The organism is Synechococcus sp. MU1617, from assembly GCF_020514235.1.
GTDB lineage: Bacteria > Cyanobacteriota > Cyanobacteriia > PCC-6307 > Cyanobiaceae > Parasynechococcus.
The window spans coordinates 535339-554801 of sequence record NZ_VTLB01000002.1 but is presented as its reverse complement, the minus strand read 5'-3'; the positions used below and the strand labels follow the sequence as shown (position 1 = coordinate 554801).

The window sequence follows — 19463 nt, the reverse complement described above, 5'->3', positions numbered from 1 at the left end:
GCGAGATGGGTCACCAGCATGGCGGGTGAGAGCACTGCATCGCCTGGAGCAGCGGCTCCAGCACAAAGCGGCGCAGGTGCATCCGGGGATGGGGCAAAACCAAGCGGGAATGCTCGAGCCGCAACTCACCCCAAAACAACAGGTCAAGATCCAATGGTCGGGGTCCCCAGCGCTGCTCTCGCTGACGATCGCGGCCGCAGCTCTGCTCCAAGCGCTGCAGCTGCTCCAGCAACTCGAGCGCCGCCATTTCAGACGGCGGCCGTTTCACGCGAGACATCAGAAGGACGGCATTGCAATATCCGTCTTGGCCTGGCGGCCCCCCGACCGGCTGGGTCTTTAGGAACGATGAACAACGCACATCTCGAGCATCAGCATCGCCCCACTCCACAAGCAACTCGCTCAGTCGCGGCGCGATCCAACGCAACGTGGATTCAGGAGGTCCATAGGAGCTGCTCAGATTGGCCCCAAGTCCAATGGCAAGCGCTGATTCAAGCGGAAACGATGCCATTGCAATCGTGATGGCAAAGCACGACTCAACCCTACGAACCGAAGCGTGCAATGATTAATTTATTAAATTGCTGAGCAGGTTGAGGGAATGTTTTTCGATCAACTCCTCGCAAAATTTCGAACCAATTCAGCCAAGCGAATCGGCAACAAACAGACTGGAGCCCAACAAGGGGAACCAAGATCCAGATCGTTAACTGAACAAGCTCACCTTCAGCCCAACGAAAACTTCAATACAAAAAGAAAACTGAACACAGCGTTCATTGATATTGAGAAGGCCATCCAAAGTGAAGGCCCCTCGAACGAACTCCTACTCAAAAAGGCAGACCTGCTCTTGCGCAAGGGCAAATTCCATCAAGCACGACGAATCCTCAACGAGCTCAGCCAAAGCAAAAACGACTCAAAAGCGTCAAATTCAGCCAAAAAATTACTGAAGCTATCTCAACAACTCCAACAAAAAACCAGTGCGAATAAAACCAATAATCTTTTCGAGCATTTAAATAAAACCGCCAAAAAGTATCACCAAAAACTACTTGACTTGCCTCAAGCAGAAAATCAATGCAATGATTTTGAATTAACTCAACAGATACGCAAGGAAGCTCGCAGAGCACGAACTACAGAACTGCCAAAGCTTTCCTGCGAGTTGATTGAACTAACACTAGAAGCGGGCCACGAATCACCCTGGCTGCTCCATGACAAGGCCATATCCCTCAGCATGATGGGCCAGCGAGAGAAAGCGCTGAGCCTTTTAGAGGAGCTCAAAAAAGACAGAACGGGAGAAAAACTTAATAAGTCTATCCAAAAAAATATCGATGAAATCAAGAAAAATTCAAAGCAAAATCAATTAAAATCAAAGGCATGTCTCGCCAAGCAGTCAGTACTAGCAGCCAAGGCCAAAAAACTCAATTTTCAACTCCCGGAAAAAATCAATGAAAGAACCAACATAAAAGCACTCGTCTTCAAACAAGCCAGAGCCTGCCTGGGCGACAACCCTCAGGCATGCCTCAGCCTTGTTGACTCAATTCTCGACTACTTTCCAGGAGACCTCGCCTCTCTTCAATTAAAAGGAGAAGCGCTTGCAGAGCTAAAACAAAACGATGAAGCAATACAAATCTGGAAAGAACTCACACACTCAAAAACCGAAAAAGTTGCCAAAAAGGCCCGCGCACTAATCTCTTTGGTCTTGACACAAGAAGCAGGTCCAGTCAGCGCTAACAGGCCCCCAAAAGCCGTGATTTCATCCCTCATAAAACAACATCTACAATACAATCTTGTGCCTGAATTAAACAAAGAAATAAGTGAAATTCTCTTAAAAATCGAGCCTTTAAATTCTGATTCGTTTGTCCCGGAGTTACGACAACACCAGCTCCAGCTCCACCTCAACACTCTGACAATCGAATTTCTCGAGACTCATCTGCGTGAGCAAGGCCGTTTAAATCCGGCTGCAGCGGCGGCTCAAAAGCCTGGCACGATCCGCAAGACTGGCCCGAAAGCGGGTTGAACGCCTCCATGGTGGCAAGCGGTGTAGCGATCAAAGACGACCAGGCGACCCGCGCCTTTCCCCTGGCTGCCATTACCGGCCATGGGACCCTCAAGCTCGCCCTCTTACTGGCGGCAGTCGACCCGGGCTTGGGGGGAGTGGTGATCGCGGGTGGGCGCGGCACCGGCAAATCAGTCTTGGCAAGGGGATTACATGCCCTTCTTCCCCCGATCGACGTTCTTGACGCTGAAGGGGGTGTGGGGCGAAATCTTGATCCACAAAATCCAGAGGAATGGGACGACGCCACACGTGAACAGATCAGCGGTGAAGCTCCATCAACGGTGATCCCTGCCCCCTTCGTTCAGATCCCCCTCGGCATCACAGAAGACCGTCTGGTGGGAGCTGTTGATGTGGCTGCCTCACTCTCCAGCGGTAGTGCTGTGTTTCAGCCCGGGCTGCTGGCGGATGCCCATCGGGGAGTGCTCTACGTCGACGAGCTCAACCTTCTGGATGACGGCATCGTCAATTTGATGCTGGCGGCCGTCGGCAGCGGCGAAAACCGCGTTGAGCGGGAAGGTCTCAGCCTCAGCCACCCCTGCCGCCCCCTGCTGATCGCCACATACAACCCAGAAGAGGGCAACGTTCGCGATCATCTATTGGATCGCTTTGCCATCGCGCTATCGGCCAATCAGCTGGTGAGCACCGAGCAGCGGGTGGAAATCACCAACGCGGTGATCAGCCACGGCCAATGCAGCCGCAGCTTCGCTGAGAAGTGGAGCGAGGAAACCGATGCCCTGGCCACCCAACTGCTGCTGGCCCGCCAGTGGCTTCCGGATGTGCAGATCAGCGGCGAACAGATCGAATACCTCGTCACCGAAGCCATCCGCGGCGGCGTAGAAGGGCACCGCTCCGAGCTCTACGCCGTACGGGTGGCCAAGGCCCATGCCGCCCTCAGCGGTCGGGACCGGGTGGAAGCCGAAGACTTGCAGGTGGCCGTGGCCCTGGTGATCGCCCCGCGGGCCTCCCAGATGCCGCCACCGGACCAGCAGATGGAACCACCACCGCCACAGGAGCAGGAGCCGCCGCCACCGCCCCAGGACCAGGGCGATCAACAACAGGAGAACCCACCCCCACCGCCGGAGGGATCCGGAGAGGAGGAGAACGAACCTCCGGAAGACAACAGCGAGGACGACAACACCGATGATGACGAGGGTGATGGCGAGGAGGACCAAGCTCCTCCGGCAGTCCCTGAGGAGTTCATGCTCGATCCCGAAGCGATCGAGGTTGACCCCGATCTGCTGCTGTTTAATGCCGCGAAAGCAAAAAGTGGCAACAGCGGCAGCCGTTCCGTGGTGCTCAGCGACAGCCGTGGTCGCTACGTGAAACCGATGCTGCCCCGCGGGCCAGTCCGCCGGATCGCCGTGGACGCGACCCTGCGGGCAGCCGCGCCTTACCAGAAAATCCGCCGGGAACGGGAACCAGGCCGCAGCGTGATCGTGGAAGAAGGGGACCTGCGGGCCAAGTTGCTGCAGCGCAAGGCCGGTGCTCTGGTGGTGTTTCTGGTGGATGCGAGCGGCTCGATGGCCCTGAACCGAATGCAGAGCGCCAAAGGCGCCGTGATCCGGCTGCTCACCGAGGCCTATGAGAACCGCGATGAAGTAGCCCTGATCCCCTTCCGAGGCGATCAGGCCGAGGTGTTACTGCCGCCCACCCGCTCGATCACGGCGGCCCGGCGCCGGTTGGAATCCATGCCCTGTGGCGGTGGGTCACCGCTGGCCCATGGCCTCACCCAGGCGGCCCGCGTCGGCGCCAATGCGCTGGCCACTGGCGATCTCGGCCAGGTGGTGGTGGTGGCAATTACCGACGGACGCGGCAACGTGCCCCTGAGCACCTCTCTGGGCCAACCCGAACTGGAAGGCGAAGAGAAGCCCGACCTCAAACAGGAGGTGTTGGATGTAGCGGCCCGCTACCGGATGCTCGGCATCAAGCTGCTGGTAATCGACACCGAGCGTAAGTTCATCGGCAGCGGCATGGGCAAAGACCTCGCCGAAGCCGCAGGCGGCAAATACGTTCAACTGCCCAAGGCCAGCGATCAGGCAATTGCAGCGGTTGCGATGGACGCCATCAGCAACATCTAAGCAGCACGATATCGGATCGAAATCACACCAATATCGACCCGATACAGTGCCTACTGAGCGGTTTGCGCCGGATAGATTTCGCCAAACAATTCACCCAAGCCGATGGTGAGATTGCGCACACCCTTCATGAATTCAGGGTCACCTGTCAGTTGCGCCACATCGCCACCCACAGCATCGATCTTGGCGGTGAGCTGGGCAGCATTGGCGGCCGTTTGCTTGAGCTCACTCACCGTCTGGGGATTGTCGAGGGAGGAGACGATGTTGTTCACGTGAGCCGTGGCCGCCTCCAAATTGCGAATCACGGGAGCGGCCTTGGCCAATTCATCCTGCAACTGCACCGTCAGCGCCTGGAATTCCTTCGTGGTGGCCTCAATCTGCTCGAGTGAGGCAGCCACATTGGGGATCACCCGTTCGTCCTGAACCTGTGCCAGCAGTTCCTGCATGGTTGCGGTCACGGTCGAGAGGCTGGGGGCCTCTCGACCCACAACAGTTCCACCGTTGCAGAGCTGACGCGTTGGCTGACAATCGGCCCCACGGGGTAAGGGTGCGTTCTTGGGAAGTGGAGGTCCACCGCTGAACAGTGCCACCTGGGCGTCACCACCCAGCAGCGAGCCTGCTCCCACCGTGGCCGTCACGGGGAGAGGCAAGCGCAGATCACCTTTGTCAATCTCAAGCTCAGCCACCACAGCCTCAGGCGTGACCTCAATCGAGCGCACCGAACCAACAAGGATGCCCCGATAGGTGACAGGAGAACGCTCTGCCAGACCAGCCGCATCGTTGAAACGGGCGGTCAGGGACCAGTGGCTGGACCCCAAACGAACCCCTCTGAGCCAAAGGGCCGTTGAAGCAAATCCGATGATGCCGCCGATCACCGTGAATCCGACGATGGCATCACGAACGCTGCGTCGCATGGTGGTCAGTGCTCCGCCGGTTGCATCGGTCCGCGCAGGCTACCCGTCCTGAACTGGACGACATAGGGGTTGTCCGTGGTGCGGAACGCATCCACCGAGCCTTCCCACTGGAACTGACCGTCGTAAAGCATCACCACCCGTTCCGCAGACCGTTCAATCGTGCTGCGCACGTGGCTCACCACCACCGAACATCCCTGCGCCACGGTGGTGGTTTTCACAATCAAGTCTTCGATCCGCGTGCAAGCCACGGGATCAAGCCCTGCTGTGGGCTCGTCATACAACAGCAAAGGCATCGACTGATCCCCCCGCTGAGGATCATCAATCAGGGCACGGGCGAAACTCACCCGCTTCTGCATGCCACCACTCAATTCACCGGCATAGAGGTGGGCCACGTCGTAAAGCCCCACCGCCTCAAGGCAGCCATACACACGTTCGCGAATCTCTTGCCGCGACAGCTGCGCCCGTTCCCGCAGCAGGAAGCCGACGTTCTCCTCAACGGTTAGCGATGCCAACAGAGCGGGGTTTTGAAACACCAGCCGCACGTCCGGCGGATCGGTCTGGTCCAGCCGCAGGTAGGTCTGCGGTTTGTTGAACAAGCGCAGCTCACCGCTGGTGGGCAACTGCAAACCAGCCAGCAGGCGTAACACCGTTGACTTGCCAGCCCCTGATGGGCCCACAACAGCCAAGCGCTCCCCTGCACGCAGTGTCAGGTTGACCCGATCAAGAACAGGCCGAGGTCCCCACTGCATCGTGAGGTCCCGCATCTCCACGACGGGTTGAAGCTGCGGCACGATCTGGGCCGAAAAACACAGACATCCTGCCGCCTTTCCGCAAGCTCCGTACAGTTCGGTGAACTTGCTGACCAAGCCGTTCCTTGGCGCGAAAGCCCCCGACAAGCAGACGCCAAGCCCGGATGATGCGCGATCAACGGCGACGGGATCTGATGACCCGATCCCAAAGGGCCGTGCGCTGGTTGCAACCTGGCCTGGTGGTCAAACGCTGGCTGCTGACTTCCGGCCTGGGCCTGTTGATGGCGCTGCTGGGGGCCGCAGTCTGGGCCGACCTGAAACCGATCTACTGGATTCTGGAAACCCTCAGCTGGCTGCTGAGCACCCTCACCACCGTGTTACCCCGCGAGATCACAGGCCCCCTGGTGGTGGTCATCGGCAGTGGCCTTTTGCTTTGGGGGCAGAGCCGCAGCTTCGGCTCGATTCAACAAGCTCTCGCCCCCGACAAAGACACCGTTCTGGTGGATGCCCTGCGGGCCAAAAGCCGCTTGAACAGGGGGCCCAACATCGTGGCCATCGGGGGCGGAACAGGCTTATCGACCCTGCTGAGCGGCCTGAAGCGTTACAGCAGCCACATCACGGCCATTGTCACCGTCGCTGACGACGGCGGCAGCAGCGGGGTTCTCCGACGGGAACTGGGGGTGCTCCCCCCGGGCGACATCCGCAATTGTCTGGCTGCTCTATCCACCGAAGAGCCACTGCTCACCCGCCTGTTCCAATACCGCTTTGCCGCCGGGAGCGGTCTGGAGGGGCACAGCTTCGGCAATTTGTTTCTCTCAGCCCTCTCAGCGATCACGGGCAATCTGGAAACAGCCATCACCGCTTCAAGTCGAGTGCTGGCCGTGCAAGGTCAGGTGGTGCCGGCCACCAACGTGGATGTGCAGCTCTGGGCCGAACTTGAAAACGGCCAACGGATCGAAGGGGAAAGCAACATCGGTCACGCCCGCAGCCCCATTGTTCGTCTGGGCTGCAGTCCTGAACGACCGCCGGCCCTGCCCCGGGCACTCGAAGCGATCGCCAATGCCGACCTGGTCGTGCTCGGGCCGGGCAGCCTTTACACATCCTTGCTCCCCAATCTGCTGGTGCCAGAACTGGTGAGCGCCATCAAACGCAGCAAGGCACCAAGGCTCTACATCTGCAACCTGATGACGCAACCCGGCGAGACCGATGGCCTAGATGTACGAGGTCACATCCGAGCGATCGAAGCACAGCTTGCCAGCCTTGGTATTGAACCCAGACTTTTTAATGCCGTCCTGGCCCAGGACGACCTGCCAGATTCAAATCTGGTGCGCTATTACCAAAGCCGCGGAGCCGATCCGGTGCTTTGCGATGCCGAGGGCCTCCGCTCGGATGGCTATGACGTCACCCAGGCTCCACTACAGGGAGTGAGACCGACAGCAACCCTTCGCCACGACTCACGCAGCTTGGCCTTGGCCGTGATGCGCTTTTACCGATCCCATCGCCGAGAGCGCGATCAATAAGCGTCCTGCATTTCGTAGAAATCAGGCTGAACGTAGTCCTTACGCAGCGGCCAACCTTTCCAGTCTTCAGGCATCAGCAAGCGCTTGGGATGCGGGTGCCCCTCGAAATGGATGCCATACATGTCGAAGGTTTCACGCTCCTGCCAATCCGCACCGCGGAACAACCCATAGATGGATGGGAGCGAAGGGGTTCCCTCACGGCTGAGGAAGACTTTGATCCTCACTTCCCGCAATGTGGCGGAAGGGTCAGAAGCCATCGCCTCAACCTGTTCCGCCATCGCCAACAGGTGATAGAAGCAAACCAGCTGCTCACCAGGGCCTTCGTCGTAGCCCCCCTGACACTGCAGATAGTCGAAACCGTTGCTCTTAAGAGCAGCAACAATCATCGGAAGCACGGCAGCTTCAACACCGATCTGCTCAACGCCGAGATGGTCAGGCTCCAGGCTGTTGTGATCAAAGCCTTGCTTATTCAGCCATTGGCTTACAGGACCGGACTCGGGAGCAACAACAGCACCCGCTTCATCGGAGGCGACAGTTTTTTTGGAAGGGGTTTCGCTCATGACTCGACAGGATCAGCAGCAGGGGTGAGCACGGCTGCATCGGTGGCCAGGGTCTGACCGGCCGGAGCTGCAGCCAGGGCAGCTTTTTGGGATTCAGCCCGGAGGTAGGCGCCGGTCACAACAGGCTCCACACGCTTCATCTGATGGGAGACCGTCAAATAGCGATGGGTCTGCTGATGCTTGCGCCGCTCCGCCAACGACTCATCCCCAACTTTCTTGCGCAGCTTGATCACGGCGTCAAAAATGGCTTCGGGGCGGGGCGGACAGCCCGGTAGATAAAGATCCACCGGAATCAATTTGTCGACGCCGCGCACCGCGGTGGTGGAGTCAGCGCTGAACATGCCACCGGTGATGGTGCAGGCACCCATAGCGATCACGTACTTCGGCTCTGGCATCTGCTCATAAAGCCGCACCAGGGCTGGGGCCATTTTCATGGTCACCGTGCCAGCCACGATCAAAAGGTCGGCCTGACGCGGAGAACTGCGCGGAACAAGACCAAAACGGTCAAAGTCGAAACGGGAGCCGAGCAAAGCTGCGAACTCAATAAAGCAGCAGGCCGTTCCATAGAGGAGGGGCCAGAGACTGCTCAAACGAGCCCAGTTGTGCAGATCATCCAAGCTGGTGAGGATGACGTTTTCGCTGAGGTCGTTGGTGACCGTCGGGGTACCAATCGGACCGCAGCTGGCTTCGCGCAGATCACGAACAGCAGAAATGGAGGGGGATGTGTTTTCAGACATGACTAGCTCCACTCAAGGGCGCCTTTGCGCCAGGCGTAGGCCAATGCCACCAGGAGAATGGCGATGAAAATCAAGGCCTCAATGAAGGCCAACAAGCCGAGACGGTTGAACGCAACAGCCCAGGGATAAAGAAACACAGTCTCCACATCAAAGATGACGAAGACCAACGCAAACATGTAGTAGCGGATATTGAATTGAATCCAGGCCCCGCCAATGGGTTCCATGCCGGATTCGTAGGTGAGCTGGCGCTCACCGGCACGGCTTTTCGGGGCCACCAACTTGTTGGTCACCAGAGCCAACACAGGTACAGCTGCTGCAATCAGCAGAAACCCCAGGAAGGCGTCATAGCCGGGCAGGGCAAACATGGAGGTCCCCGTTGGTCGAGTCAGTCTGGCATTCACTGCCGAGAGTTGTCGCCGATAGAGTCGACTCGCCCAGCATCACAGCGGTGAGCGACGAACAACAGTCCGTCCAGCCGGTCGAATCGACCGAAGCGGTGGAGCCAGCGGTTGAAACCACCCCGGAGAGCGACACACGGACCCACCGTTTCGAATGTCGCAGCTGTGGCTACGTCTACGACCCAGAGGAAGGCGTCAAAAAGGTTGGTATCGAAGCCGGCACGGCTTTCGAAGATCTCGATCCGATGTCATTTCGTTGTCCGGTCTGCAGGAGCAGAGTGGCCGCTTTCCGCGACATCGGCCCGCGCGCCAAAGCCAGCGGCTTCGACGAAAATCTGAATTTCGGCCTCGGTGTCAACCGAATGACCCCAGGACAGAAGAATGTTCTGATCTTTGGCGGCCTTGCCCTCGGCTTCGCCTTCTTCCTATCCCTTTATTCCCTGCGCTGAGGCCAACCCATGAAACGTCTGTTGAACTCTGCGACCCAGCTCATACTGGTTTTTGTGTTGGGGATCAGCCTCAGCGGCTGCGTTACGACCCACGTCCCCACGGCCACCACCAGCCCCTGGCAGGCCATGGATCTCGACACCCAGGCCAACCCACTGGATGTGGCCTTCACCGACAGCCGCCACGGCTATCTGGTGGGCAGTAACCGGATGATCCGGGAAACCAATGACGGTGGCGCCCACTGGAATGAGCGCAGCCTGGACCTACCCGACGAAGAAAACTTCCGTCTGATCAGCATCGACTTCAATGGCGATGAAGGCTGGATCGCAGGACAGCCAGGGCTGCTGATGCACAGCGATGACGGCGGGCAGAACTGGACCCGCCTGTTCCTCGACACCAAATTGCCCGGCGAGCCCTACCTAATCACTGCCCTGGGAAGCCATTCCGCAGAACTGGCCACCAACGTGGGGGCGGTCTACGAGACCCATAACGATGGCAGCAGCTGGGAAGCCAAGGTGACCGATGCCGCGGGTGCCGTCCGGGATCTGCGTCGAAGCAACGATGGCAGCTACGTGAGCGTGAGTGGCCTCGGCAACTTCTATGCCACATGGGAACCGGGAGATTCCGTCTGGCAGGTGCACCAGCGCGTGAGCAGCCAGCGGCTGCAAAGCATCGGCTTCCAACCCGATGGCAATCTCTGGATGGTTGCTCGCGGTGCTCAGATCCGCCTGAACGATGAGCCTGGAAATTTCGACAGCTGGAGCAAGGCGATCATCCCGATCACTAACGGCTACGGCTACATGGATCTGGCGTGGGATGACGACGGAGCCATTTGGGCCGGCGGCGGCAACGGCACCCTTCTGGTGAGCAAAGACGGCGGCGACAGCTGGGAAAACGACCCTGTCGGGGACCGTCAACCCAGCAACTTCACCCGCATGGTCTTCGACGGAGAGCATGCCTTTGTGCTGGGTGAGCGGGGCAACCTGCTCCGTTGGGTGGGCAACGCTGTGTAACTGAGGTAACGCCTCAGCCTCACCACACCAGAGCCACCTCCTAAGATCCTTGTTCTGACACGCCCAACGCTATGGCCGCCGGCTCAACAGGAGAACGACCGTTCTTCGAAATCATCACGAGCATCCGTTACTGGGTGATCCACGCCGTGACACTGCCTTCCATCTTTTTGGCAGGCTTCCTGTTCGTGTCCACCGGCCTCGCCTACGACGCTTTCGGCACCCCTCGCCCCGATGCTTATTTCCAAGCATCTGAAAGCAAGGCTCCCGTGGTGAGCCAGCGCTATGAGGGCAAATCTGAACTCGACATCCGCCTGAAATAAGTCATGACACAATCTCCACCCGTCGCCACCACCCCACGCAACTATCCGATCTTCACGGTGCGTTGGCTGGCGTTGCACACCCTTGGCATCCCGACGGTCTTCTTCCTTGGCGCCCTCGGCGCGATGCAGTTCATTCGCCGCTGATCTGACCCATGGAACGCAATCCCAACCCCAACAACCTTCCGGTTGAGCTCAACCGCACCAGCCTGTACTTGGGCCTGCTGTTTGTCTTCGTAACCGGAGTGCTCATGTCCAGCTACTTCTTCAACTGAGGATTATTCGATGAGCGGAAAAAAATCCCCGTATCCCGACGGTCGAATTCCCGATCGCAATCCTGATGGAACACCGGCTGTACCCTGGAGAAGCCGTTGGACCGAAGGCGTTCTTCCCCTATGGCTGGTTGCCACTGCAGGCGGAATGGCCGTTCTGTTCGTTGTAGGCCTGTTCTTCTATGGGTCGTACACCGGAGTTGGTTCCGCCTGAGACGCATCACGACACCTCTTCAGAAACAAAAAGCAGACTGCACACCTTGTTTTTTAGAGGCTTTCTAGAACCCTACTGTTTCATTTAGTCGAAACAGTAGGGCATTTGTTTTTGCCTGAAGATGCTCATATTCTCTAATTATTTTCCTTTGACTAGTCAATTCTTTCTGAAGATCATGCAGAGGTTGAAGAGAAGACTCAAAGCCTTTTTGGTACTCCTCGTTTTCAAGAACAAGATCTTCGAGCTCCTTATTTAGCTCTTCCAGCATGACCTCGAGCTTCTCTATTGTGCAATCTCCACCAAATTCGTCCATCACAAAATTTCCGAACTTTTTAAATTGTAGCCTGGACTTTGTCAAGCCAATTCCAAATAGGCCTTGAAACATCTGGCTTAATTTGACGACAGTAAAGCATAATGTCACCAAAATATAGCTTTGCGACCTTCGCAGCAGTTACATCGTCGTAGATATTATAGTAACCAGGAGAAATTCCCTCAGCAGCCATCGCACGGATATCAGCAATTGTTGCATCACAAAAATTATCAGAGCCTGAATACTTTTTAAGTTCAGCTTGTGTATGGCCATCACTTAACCCCCTAACATCAAGCAATTCAATACCATATGCCTCACGAATTTTACGAGAAGATTCTGCAAAATCTTCAACAGCAAAATAATCATGATATCGCTCGAAAATCAAGAATTCATTCTGCGGACGGATATGAACATCATTCTGCATTAAAGACGGCCTCAAATAAAGGTAGTCGACAAAGTCTCGAAAAGTATATTGATCGTTCTTGACTGCAAATAATTTTTTAGCAACATCGTAGCTGACATCAGAAGAGTGCTGAGACGATCCACAAATCTTATCCAAATAATAGGAAACAAGTCGCGCGAAAGGGTTCCTCAAGAAAACAAAAGAATAAGGTGCTGAAAATAGCTGAGCATCTTTGGCATTAAATGAATAATTATTTTGGTGAATCCAATCAAAGTCTTTCGAAGATTGAATGCACCCATTGGCCACCCCAAAGGAATATCGAATGCAGGAACACGCATTCTTTGGAATAAAAGAACAGACAGCACCAGATCGGTAGTGAACAATTGTGTGCTTCTGTGCGAAGTCAAACCTATTGTTATTGGCTAGCTTTGTTCTTGAAAGCTTTTGATACAAGACCCTATTCGAAGTTCTACAGGATTGTTGATTTACGTGCAGCGAATCTGTAGACACTGCAGAAGAGTCGCTGGCAAGAGAGGGATGATCTGGATAGTGATTGAAAAAAGCATCTCTGTTTGCTCCTAGAAAACTCGACAAAATACTATCGGCGATTAAGTCGTGCCTAATTGCCACATCCGACAAACTCTCCAAATAAGTTGGTTCTACTTCTGCACACTCAGGAAGAATCAGATCGGCAGAGAAACACGATGAGTTTGTGCTTTCAATTAATCTCTTCGCATCCGCAGGGAAATAATTATTGATTACTGCAAGTAGATACTTTCTCCCAGCATGGGAACGCTTCAGGGATGAGATCAAAAAACTTGCAAACCTCTGAATTTTTTTCACAGATTTTTAGCACAAAATCTCCTATAATTAGATAATAGCACAATAGAAGACACGACAAGGCGACAAAGGTCGCACATTCGTGGAACAAAACAGCAAGCTATGACTAAGCGAGAAATGGAAATCATGAAAAACGCATACTTCTCATGTAAAAGCCTCTGCAGAGAGCGGTACTAGTACATAAAGACAAAAATCAAACCTTTTGCTAGAAGTTTGTTAAGCCGGAAAAACAAGAATGAATTTCTAGGATTTCAAAACCATCATGCTAAAACTGATGCCTGCATTTACAAAGATAGTTCTTGCCAATATGGGACCTTGAAAGAAAGACAAATGAGTAGTCTCGAAGAGTCTCTATATAATTATTCTGATGAAGCACAAATTGAATCTCAATTATGTTGCTAGATTTTTCACTATACCGAATATCAGCTCTACCTAGCAACAAACTATCCATCTCATCGAACACAAAAACATCAAGAAAAGTCATATCAGGCAAAGATTCTTTCTCAAAATTGATAGCAAAACTGGCTTTGTTTTCAGATACAAATTCGCGAATAGATAAATTTTCGCAATTAATTACATTCTCTTCGCCTACAAGTAGTTCCAAGAGCGAAAAAGTTGAGGTAAAATAATTAAAAGGTTGAGTCATTTTAGACATCCAAGTCAACCATAATTCTATGTCTTTGACTGACAGTTTTAACCCAAATGATTGAACTGCAGCCGCCAGTATTGATTTAGCTGCATACATTGGTGATCGATCTAAAGTTGCATAAGGGTGGACTGGTGCGTAGGAAAAAGGATGCAAGTTCAGGGATTTAACCGCAAATAATGAAGAATATTCAATTAAATTAATCAAAGACTTTCCAGTGTTATCCCACTTTTTGAGGTAACCACTAACAGTCAACAATGAAATCTTTTTCAATATATTTGGATTGCATTGAGATACAAATGGCAGAATATAATTTTCAGACCGATACTTTAATCTTAAATCTTTACAAGGATACCAACCAGCGAAGCCAGAAATATATAGCTTTATACGCGGATTAAATAACCAACTCTCAAATAAGGAAGAAGAGTTAATGCCGAAAATAGCATCACAATTCATGGATGCATCCATCCATGATGCTTCCATCATATGGACGTTTGAATACATTTTAATATATTGTGCAACCTCCAAAGCATCAAAAGCATTAATAGCTCTTGCAGATGAACCTAAAGCTGCAGGATGGTATCGTAAATAAACTTGAGTACCTTTAGGCCAGTTTGATTGAATATAATTAATGATAAACCGTACATATTGAAGCATTGAAGTGAAGCCACTGCCTCCCAAAACTTGAGTGTCATCTGCTAACTGCAAATAAATACAAACACAAGGAGTCTCATCATTTAATTCGTCAAGAAGTTGATCATTTTTACTTGGTAGCCATGTGCAATCAAATTGAGAACAACCGTTGAATGTTTTTAATGATTTTTCGTGGACTTTTAATTTTCCACGATGATTTTCGAAAATACTTTGCGATATTAGTTCAAATGGAACAATGGGAACTTTATCAAAATCAGCTTCACGGAGGAGTGACAATGAACTTTCGGAATTGACGCCATTTTCATCAATAATCAAGGAAGGCAACGATGGTGATCTTAAATATCCAAGTTCAACGAACAAAGTATTTATAGTCTTGGCTTTAGCCCAGTGCTTCATATGAAAATTATTTCCCCATGTAGCAATTACATCAAAAGGATACGCATCGTATAGACTTTCTAAGATAATATGTTGGTATGACTTTAAAAGTATTAGCTTTTTGCTATTATCTTGGCCAAGCTGAAAATTAGTAATAAGTTTTGCCTGCTTAAGGTTATATTTTTTAAAGCATATTTCCCTCATAAGCTTGAAAACACCACCATCATCTTCTACATCAACAAAGCTGCCAGGGTTTAATTTTGAATTTCCCTCAAGAATGAATTCTCTTTGAAATTTAGAGCAGAAAATTTTATATTGATGAATGTGCGGACAATTTTCCGAGGAAAGATAGTCAACAATTTTCTTTATGATCCAACCATATTCATTATAGCTATCTCTAAAAAAATACGGAGGGAAATATAGCAGAGTCTTCTTCATACTTGCTCCATAAAATCAATGATAGACTTATGTGCCAACTCAATTTCGTTTGTTATAAGATCAATTGCAGCTCTCCAGGCATTGATATATTTGTTCGTTGAATCATGCATAAACGAGAATGCATTCGTTATCTGAGTTAAAAAAGAGGCTTCTTCTGTAACCGAGAATAGCAAGGATGACTGCTCATAGCGTTCAATAATAGAAGGATTAAAAGATGCTACGACGGGTTTACCAAAAAGTGCTGCCTCAAAAAATTTGAGAGAACTTTTACATTTATTAAACTCGGAGTATTTCAAGGGAGCTATGCAGACGCCTACTTTGTCGTAAATTGAGACCATTTCATTATAACAAACGGGCCTAAATGAATGAATTTGATTGGCAACTTGAATGCACTCATTTGCAAAATCATTAAACGCGACACTACAATATAAAAAATTGTGAGATGGGTTCAATCTCAAAAATTGGATGATTGATTGTTTCGCTATATTGAAATCTTGACTGTGTGAAGCTGTTCCTCCAAAATAGCCGACAGTTTTATTTCTGGAGACATAAGAGTAAGGATTTCTTTGCATCATGTATGAATGATAGTTTATCTCAGCCATCTCAATCCAAGCCATTGGAGGAACATTAGGGATCCTAAGAACACTGATTGGATTTCTACCTGAATAAGTCTCCCTAAGCTTGTCAGCCAATTGCGGGGTGGAGACGGTAAAGGAAGAAAATAAATCCAGACACTCCTCAAACTTTGAAATACTGGTTATTAATTTTTTTTCGTCCGTAATGCTCTTAATTTTTTCGTGCGCAGATGTGAACATATAATTCTCAACAGAGAATACATAATCATCATAATCAGCTGCCGTATCGATGCCGAGATTTTTGATTGTCTCTAAAGCAAAGGCAAGAGATATCGAGAAAATGGGTCGATGAAAAATAATTTTTTTACAGGAGAAGGCGTAGGCAATCAAGTCACTTCTAACCCCTGTACTTCGAAATTCTTCAAATTCACTTATAAAATTATTCAGAGACGTAACGCAAGCTTTCCAACCAGGGTGAGAATTTACAAATCGAGCCGGATGGATACATCGGTACAAAACCGATGGATCAAGTGCAATATTACTTCTTGAAGTCGAAGATATAAATAGAAAATTCATTGGTTAATTATTTAGTGATTGTAGAAGTCTTGATACCAGTCGGCGAAGAATCTTATTCCGTTCTCAATCTTTGTTGAAGGCCGAAATCCTATCCACTCCTCCAAAGCCTGGGTATCAGCTGCCGTCGCCACCACATCACCAGGCTGCATTGGCTGAAAGTCTTTGACTGCTTCACGTCCCAGCGCCTTCTCCATCACCTCGATGAAACGCAGTAGTTCCGTCGGCTGACTATTCCCGATGTTGAATACCCGATGGGGTGCCGCAGCCGTAGCGGGGTCCGGGTGAAGCGGATCAAACTCAGGATTAGCCATCGCTGGTTTGTCGCAGCAACGGATGACGCCCTCAACAATGTCGTCGATGTAAGTGAAGTCGCGCTGCATCTTGCCGTGATTGAACACCTTGATCGGCTCACCAGCCAAAATCGCTCGCGCAAACAACATCGGGGCCATGTCGGGTCGCCCCCAGGGGCCATACACCGTGAAAAAGCGCAATCCCGTGGCTGGCAAACCATAAAGATGGCTGTAGGTATGGGCCATCAGCTCGTTGGCCTTTTTACTCGCGGCATAGAGACTCACCGGGTGGTTCACCGGCTGACCCTCATGAAAGGGCAGGTTGCGGTTGCCGCCGTAGACCGAACTGCTGGAGGCATAGACAAGGTTTTCTGTGCCGTAATGGCGACAGCCTTCCAGCACATTCCCAAAGCCCACCAGATTGCTCTGGATGTAAGCCGCAGGGTTCTCCAAGGAGTAACGGACACCGGCCTGAGCAGCCAGATTCACCACCACTTGGGGCTGTTCTGCAGAAAACAGTGCATTCAATGCTTCAACATCTTCCAAAGCCATGCGCTCAAACCGCCAAGCTCCAGCCGGAGCCACCGCTTCGATCTGACGCAGCCTCGCTTGTTTGAGATTGGGATCGTAGTAGTCGTTCAGATTATCGAGACCAACAACTCGATCACCACGCTGCAGCAGTCGTATCGACAAGGCTGCACCGATGAAACCGGCGGCGCCGGTGACCAGAACCGTCCGCGCCATCAACCCTCTCCATCCCCGACGCGCCAGAGGGTGAGGCCCGCTGCTCTGACCTTTTCAGGATCGGCTACAGCCCTCGAATCAAAAACCCATGCCGGCTTTCGCATCCGACGAGCAAGAGACATCCAATTCAGATTGCAGTACTCCTTCCATTCGGTAAGCACCAGAACGGCATCAGCCCCCTCAACGGCATCCTCAATACTTCTTACTTGCGCCCAACAACCGGTTCCACTGAGAGCTTCAGCCTGGAATGCTGGCTCCTGTTGAAGGTCACGAGCCATCTGATGGGCCGCGACCTTGGGATCGTGAATGGCCAGCTGAGCGCCTTCTTCCAGTAAGTCGCGGCAAATGCGAATAGCCGGCGCTTCACGGGTGTCGTTGGTATCGGCTTTGAAGGCAAAACCAAGAATCGCCAATCGCTTTCCGGTCACGGTGCCGAAGAGTTTTTCCACCACCAAGCGGGCAATACGGTGCTGTTGCCAGGTGTTTAGAGCAACCACACTCTCCCAGTAGTCCGCCACCTCCGGCAGCCCGAAATGGCGGCAGAGATACACCAGATTGAGAATGTCCTTCTGAAAACAGCTGCCCCCAAAACCTGGGCCGGCATTAAGAAACTTCGGACCGATCCGACTGTCAGTGCCAATGGCCCGGGCCACTTCGCGCACGTCCGCCCCGCTGGCCTCACAGAACGCCGCGATCGAATTGATCGAACTGATCCGCTGCGCCAGAAAGGCATTGGCGGTGAGCTTGGAGAGCTCGCTACTCCAGAGGTTGGTGCGCAAGATCTGCTGCTGCGAAACCCAATGGGCGTAAATGGCAGCGAGAGCATCAATGGAGTCAGGATCATCGCCACCGATCAGCACGCGATCCGGAGCCTCCAGATCACGGATGGCCGTTCCCTCCGCCAGAAACTCGGGATTGGAAAGCACCGAGAACGTGCGCTGCTCCTCTCCCTCACTGGCGGCTTCCAGGATGGTTTTGATTGCCGCAGCTGTGCGCACAGGCAGGGTGCTTTTTTCCACCACGATCGTGTGACCAGTGGCCGCCTGAGCCACCTCACGGGCACAGGCTTCCACCCAGCGGAGATCACTTGCCTGTCCAGCTCCCAGTCCCTTGGTCTTGGTGGGCGTGTTCACCGAAATGAACACCATGTCTGCAGCGGCAATCGAAGCCGCCACATCAGTGGAGAAATGCAGGTTGCGCCCCCGCGCCCGTTCCACAACGCGATCGAGCCCCGGTTCATACACCGGCAACTTGCTGAGATCGGGATCATTCCAGGCGTCGATGCGCGCTTGATTGATGTCCACCACCTGCACTTGAACCTGCGGGCAGCGGTCAGCGATCACCGCCATGGTCGGGCCACCCACATACCCCGCACCGATGCAGCAGATCCGTTGAATGGTCACGTCCTGCGGCCTTGGGCAAGTCCAAGGAGATTACGGAAGGAGTCGATGGTGGGAGCCAGGCCCTGCTCCAGTGACACAGTCGGCTGCCAATCCAGCTGCTGACGAGCAAGGTCAATCGCTGGCTGGCGCTGCTGTGGGTCGTCTTCCGGCAAGGGTTTCTCCACCAACGGCAGCTCCGGGTTGATTTGCATCCGCACCAGCTCCGCAAGCTGTCGGATCGTGAATTCCTCGGGATTGCCAAGGTTGATCGGCCCCATCTCGGAACCGTTCATCAGGCGAATCAAGCCCTCGACCAGATCACTGACGTAACAGAACGAACGGGTTTGGCTGCCATCGCCGTACAGCGTCAGCGGTTCGCCCCGCAGGGCCTGAACGATGAAATTGCTCACCACCCGACCGTCGTCGAGGAGCATCCGCGGGCCGTAGGTGTTGAAGATGCGCGCCACCCTCACCTCAACACCGTTCATGCGCTGATAGTCAAAACAGAGTGTTTCAGCGATGCGCTTGCCCTCGTCGTAACAACTGCGCACACCGATCGGATTCACAGAGCCCCAGTAACTCTCAGGCTGGGGATGCACCTCAGGGTCGCCGTAGACCTCGCTGGTGCTGGCCAGCAGCAAACGGGCCCCCACCCGCCGGGCCAGGCCCAGCATGTTGTAAGTGCCGAGGAAGCTGGTCTTGGCCGTCTTAACCGGATTGAACTGGTAATGAATCGGCGAGGCGGGACATGCCAGATGCCAGATCCGATCCACCTCGAGCTTGATCGGTTCAGTGACGTCGTGGCGGATGAGTTCGAAACGGGGATGGCCAATCCAGCGCTCGATGTTGCACTTACGACCGGTGAAGTAGTTATCGAGACAGATCACCTCATCGCCGGCCTCCATCAGACGGTCGATCAAATGGGAGCCAAGGAAACCGGCACCGCCAGTGACGAGGTGGATCTGCATCC

The 19463-nt window shown here is 53.1% G+C and carries 22 protein-coding genes; 9 read left to right on the top strand and 13 right to left on the bottom strand.

Features of this window, described 5'->3' with window-relative positions; translation table 11 throughout:
* Positions 1 to 10: 10 nt before the first annotated feature.
* Positions 11 to 508: a 2-amino-4-hydroxy-6-hydroxymethyldihydropteridine diphosphokinase gene (gene folK, locus FZZ90_RS06640; protein ID WP_226424924.1), complete on the bottom strand. Its 498-nt coding sequence runs from the start codon at positions 506 to 508 to the stop codon at positions 11 to 13.
* 87 nt (positions 509 to 595) lie between these two features.
* Here folK and FZZ90_RS06635 point away from each other — a divergent pair, with 87 nt between their 5' ends.
* Entirely contained in the window at positions 596 to 2005 is a 1410-nt protein-coding gene (locus FZZ90_RS06635) for a hypothetical protein (RefSeq protein WP_226424923.1), read from the top strand.
* An 8-nt stretch (positions 2006 to 2013) separates the two neighbouring features.
* Positions 2014 to 4122: a putative cobaltochelatase gene (locus FZZ90_RS06630; RefSeq protein WP_226425040.1), complete on the top strand. Its 2109-nt coding sequence runs from the start codon at positions 2014 to 2016 to the stop codon at positions 4120 to 4122.
* A gap of 50 nt (positions 4123 to 4172) precedes the next feature.
* On the opposite strand, the gene FZZ90_RS06625 is transcribed toward FZZ90_RS06630, so the two are convergent.
* Complete coding sequence (locus FZZ90_RS06625; protein WP_226424922.1) at positions 4173 to 5033, bottom strand: MlaD family protein; 861 nt, start codon at positions 5031 to 5033, stop codon at positions 4173 to 4175.
* A gap of 5 nt (positions 5034 to 5038) precedes the next feature.
* Positions 5039 to 5797 carry an ABC transporter ATP-binding protein gene (locus FZZ90_RS06620; protein WP_226425039.1) on the bottom strand — a complete coding sequence of 253 codons (759 nt, stop codon included), beginning with the start codon at positions 5795 to 5797 and terminating at the stop codon, positions 5039 to 5041.
* Positions 5798 to 5946: 149 nt separating this feature from the next.
* Here FZZ90_RS06620 and yvcK point away from each other — a divergent pair, with 149 nt between their 5' ends.
* Positions 5947 to 7302, top strand: a complete 1356-nt coding sequence (gene yvcK, locus FZZ90_RS06615) for a gluconeogenesis factor YvcK family protein (RefSeq protein WP_226425038.1) — start codon at positions 5947 to 5949, stop codon at positions 7300 to 7302.
* Here yvcK and FZZ90_RS06610 read toward each other — a convergent pair.
* From FZZ90_RS06610 to FZZ90_RS06600, 3 genes are read right to left on the bottom strand one after another with little or no spacing between them, the layout of a single operon-like run.
* A complete protein-coding gene (locus tag FZZ90_RS06610) occupies positions 7296 to 7862 on the bottom strand; it encodes an NAD(P)H-quinone oxidoreductase subunit J (protein WP_226424921.1) in 567 nt (188 codons plus the stop codon). The two genes, yvcK and FZZ90_RS06610, sit on opposite strands and share 7 nt — an antisense overlap.
* On the bottom strand, positions 7859 to 8599 hold the full coding sequence (locus FZZ90_RS06605) for an NADH dehydrogenase subunit K (RefSeq protein ID WP_226424920.1): 741 nt from the start codon (positions 8597 to 8599) through the stop codon (positions 7859 to 7861). The genes FZZ90_RS06610 and FZZ90_RS06605 overlap by 4 nt, the downstream gene beginning before the upstream one ends.
* Positions 8600 to 8601: 2 nt before the next feature.
* A complete protein-coding gene (locus tag FZZ90_RS06600) occupies positions 8602 to 8964 on the bottom strand; it encodes an NAD(P)H-quinone oxidoreductase subunit 3 (protein WP_011363234.1) in 363 nt (120 codons plus the stop codon).
* Between the two features lie 83 nt (positions 8965 to 9047).
* Between FZZ90_RS06600 and FZZ90_RS06595 the strand changes: the two genes are divergently transcribed.
* The 6 genes from FZZ90_RS06595 (at position 9048) to FZZ90_RS06570 (ending at position 11260) form a co-directional block, all read left to right on the top strand.
* Positions 9048 to 9446 carry a rubredoxin gene (locus FZZ90_RS06595; protein ID WP_226424919.1) on the top strand — a complete coding sequence of 133 codons (399 nt, stop codon included), beginning with the start codon at positions 9048 to 9050 and terminating at the stop codon, positions 9444 to 9446.
* A gap of 9 nt (positions 9447 to 9455) precedes the next feature.
* Positions 9456 to 10457: a photosynthesis system II assembly factor Ycf48 gene (locus tag FZZ90_RS06590; RefSeq protein WP_226424918.1), complete on the top strand. Its 1002-nt coding sequence runs from the start codon at positions 9456 to 9458 to the stop codon at positions 10455 to 10457.
* Between the two features lie 71 nt (positions 10458 to 10528).
* On the top strand, positions 10529 to 10777 hold the full coding sequence (gene psbE, locus FZZ90_RS06585) for a cytochrome b559 subunit alpha (protein WP_006850675.1): 249 nt from the start codon (positions 10529 to 10531) through the stop codon (positions 10775 to 10777).
* Positions 10778 to 10780: 3 nt separating this feature from the next.
* Positions 10781 to 10921, top strand: coding sequence for a cytochrome b559 subunit beta (gene psbF / locus FZZ90_RS06580; protein WP_226424917.1), 141 nt, complete (start codon positions 10781 to 10783; stop codon positions 10919 to 10921).
* Between the two features lie 8 nt (positions 10922 to 10929).
* Positions 10930 to 11049, top strand: a complete 120-nt coding sequence (locus FZZ90_RS06575; RefSeq protein ID WP_006852026.1) for a photosystem II reaction center protein L — start codon at positions 10930 to 10932, stop codon at positions 11047 to 11049.
* Positions 11050 to 11059: 10 nt separating this feature from the next.
* Entirely contained in the window at positions 11060 to 11260 is a 201-nt protein-coding gene (locus FZZ90_RS06570; RefSeq protein ID WP_011363231.1) for a photosystem II reaction center protein J, read from the top strand.
* Positions 11261 to 11324: 64 nt separating this feature from the next.
* On the opposite strand, the gene FZZ90_RS06565 is transcribed toward FZZ90_RS06570, so the two are convergent.
* The 7 genes from FZZ90_RS06565 to FZZ90_RS06535 all read right to left on the bottom strand — a co-directional run bounded on the left by FZZ90_RS06565 (position 11325) and on the right by FZZ90_RS06535 (position 19461).
* Positions 11325 to 11573, bottom strand: a complete 249-nt coding sequence (locus FZZ90_RS06565; protein WP_226424916.1) for a hypothetical protein — start codon at positions 11571 to 11573, stop codon at positions 11325 to 11327.
* A gap of 19 nt (positions 11574 to 11592) precedes the next feature.
* Positions 11593 to 12816 (bottom strand): sulfotransferase family 2 domain-containing protein, encoded by a 1224-nt coding sequence (locus FZZ90_RS06560; RefSeq protein WP_226424915.1) that lies wholly within the window; start codon positions 12814 to 12816, stop codon positions 11593 to 11595.
* A gap of 262 nt (positions 12817 to 13078) precedes the next feature.
* Positions 13079 to 14926, bottom strand: coding sequence for a hypothetical protein (locus FZZ90_RS06555; protein ID WP_226424914.1), 1848 nt, complete (start codon positions 14924 to 14926; stop codon positions 13079 to 13081).
* A complete protein-coding gene (locus FZZ90_RS06550; protein ID WP_226424913.1) occupies positions 14923 to 15891 on the bottom strand; it encodes a hypothetical protein in 969 nt (322 codons plus the stop codon). The genes FZZ90_RS06555 and FZZ90_RS06550 overlap by 4 nt, the downstream gene beginning before the upstream one ends.
* A 197-nt stretch (positions 15892 to 16088) precedes the next feature.
* Positions 16089 to 17111: an NAD-dependent epimerase gene (locus tag FZZ90_RS06545; protein WP_304623290.1), complete on the bottom strand. Its 1023-nt coding sequence runs from the start codon at positions 17109 to 17111 to the stop codon at positions 16089 to 16091.
* On the bottom strand, positions 17111 to 18514 hold the full coding sequence (locus FZZ90_RS06540) for a nucleotide sugar dehydrogenase (RefSeq protein WP_226424911.1): 1404 nt from the start codon (positions 18512 to 18514) through the stop codon (positions 17111 to 17113). The genes FZZ90_RS06545 and FZZ90_RS06540 overlap by 1 nt, the downstream gene beginning before the upstream one ends.
* Entirely contained in the window at positions 18511 to 19461 is a 951-nt protein-coding gene (locus FZZ90_RS06535) for a UDP-glucuronic acid decarboxylase family protein (protein WP_226424910.1), read from the bottom strand. The genes FZZ90_RS06540 and FZZ90_RS06535 overlap by 4 nt, the downstream gene beginning before the upstream one ends.
* Positions 19462 to 19463 lie beyond the last annotated feature (2 nt).

What these genes read in the sequence shown, in the direction of transcription:
- FZZ90_RS06535 (WP_226424910.1), bottom strand. Translation starts at nt 19,461, where the DNA reads ATGCAGATCCACCTCGTCACTGGCGGTGCCGGTTTCCTTGGCTCCCAT.
- FZZ90_RS06620 (WP_226425039.1), bottom strand. Translation starts at nt 5,797, where the DNA reads ATGCGGGACCTCACGATGCAGTGGGGACCTCGGCCTGTTCTTGATCGG.
- FZZ90_RS06590 (WP_226424918.1), top strand. Translation starts at nt 9,456, where the DNA reads ATGAAACGTCTGTTGAACTCTGCGACCCAGCTCATACTGGTTTTTGTG.
- FZZ90_RS06600 (WP_011363234.1), bottom strand. Translation starts at nt 8,964, where the DNA reads ATGTTTGCCCTGCCCGGCTATGACGCCTTCCTGGGGTTTCTGCTGATT.
- FZZ90_RS06555 (WP_226424914.1), bottom strand. Translation starts at nt 14,926, where the DNA reads ATGAAGAAGACTCTGCTATATTTCCCTCCGTATTTTTTTAGAGATAGC.
- FZZ90_RS06545 (WP_304623290.1), bottom strand. Translation starts at nt 17,111, where the DNA reads ATGGCGCGGACGGTTCTGGTCACCGGCGCCGCCGGTTTCATCGGTGCA.
- FZZ90_RS06575 (WP_006852026.1), top strand. Translation starts at nt 10,930, where the DNA reads ATGGAACGCAATCCCAACCCCAACAACCTTCCGGTTGAGCTCAACCGC.
- FZZ90_RS06605 (WP_226424920.1), bottom strand. Translation starts at nt 8,599, where the DNA reads ATGTCTGAAAACACATCCCCCTCCATTTCTGCTGTTCGTGATCTGCGC.
- FZZ90_RS06570 (WP_011363231.1), top strand. Translation starts at nt 11,060, where the DNA reads ATGAGCGGAAAAAAATCCCCGTATCCCGACGGTCGAATTCCCGATCGC.
- folK (WP_226424924.1), bottom strand. Translation starts at nt 508, where the DNA reads ATGGCATCGTTTCCGCTTGAATCAGCGCTTGCCATTGGACTTGGGGCC.
- FZZ90_RS06565 (WP_226424916.1), bottom strand. Translation starts at nt 11,573, where the DNA reads ATGGACGAATTTGGTGGAGATTGCACAATAGAGAAGCTCGAGGTCATG.
- psbE (WP_006850675.1), top strand. Translation starts at nt 10,529, where the DNA reads ATGGCCGCCGGCTCAACAGGAGAACGACCGTTCTTCGAAATCATCACG.
- FZZ90_RS06630 (WP_226425040.1), top strand. Translation starts at nt 2,014, where the DNA reads ATGGTGGCAAGCGGTGTAGCGATCAAAGACGACCAGGCGACCCGCGCC.
- yvcK (WP_226425038.1), top strand. Translation starts at nt 5,947, where the DNA reads ATGATGCGCGATCAACGGCGACGGGATCTGATGACCCGATCCCAAAGG.
- FZZ90_RS06625 (WP_226424922.1), bottom strand. Translation starts at nt 5,033, where the DNA reads ATGCGACGCAGCGTTCGTGATGCCATCGTCGGATTCACGGTGATCGGC.
- FZZ90_RS06635 (WP_226424923.1), top strand. Translation starts at nt 596, where the DNA reads ATGTTTTTCGATCAACTCCTCGCAAAATTTCGAACCAATTCAGCCAAG.
- FZZ90_RS06610 (WP_226424921.1), bottom strand. Translation starts at nt 7,862, where the DNA reads ATGAGCGAAACCCCTTCCAAAAAAACTGTCGCCTCCGATGAAGCGGGT.
- psbF (WP_226424917.1), top strand. Translation starts at nt 10,781, where the DNA reads ATGACACAATCTCCACCCGTCGCCACCACCCCACGCAACTATCCGATC.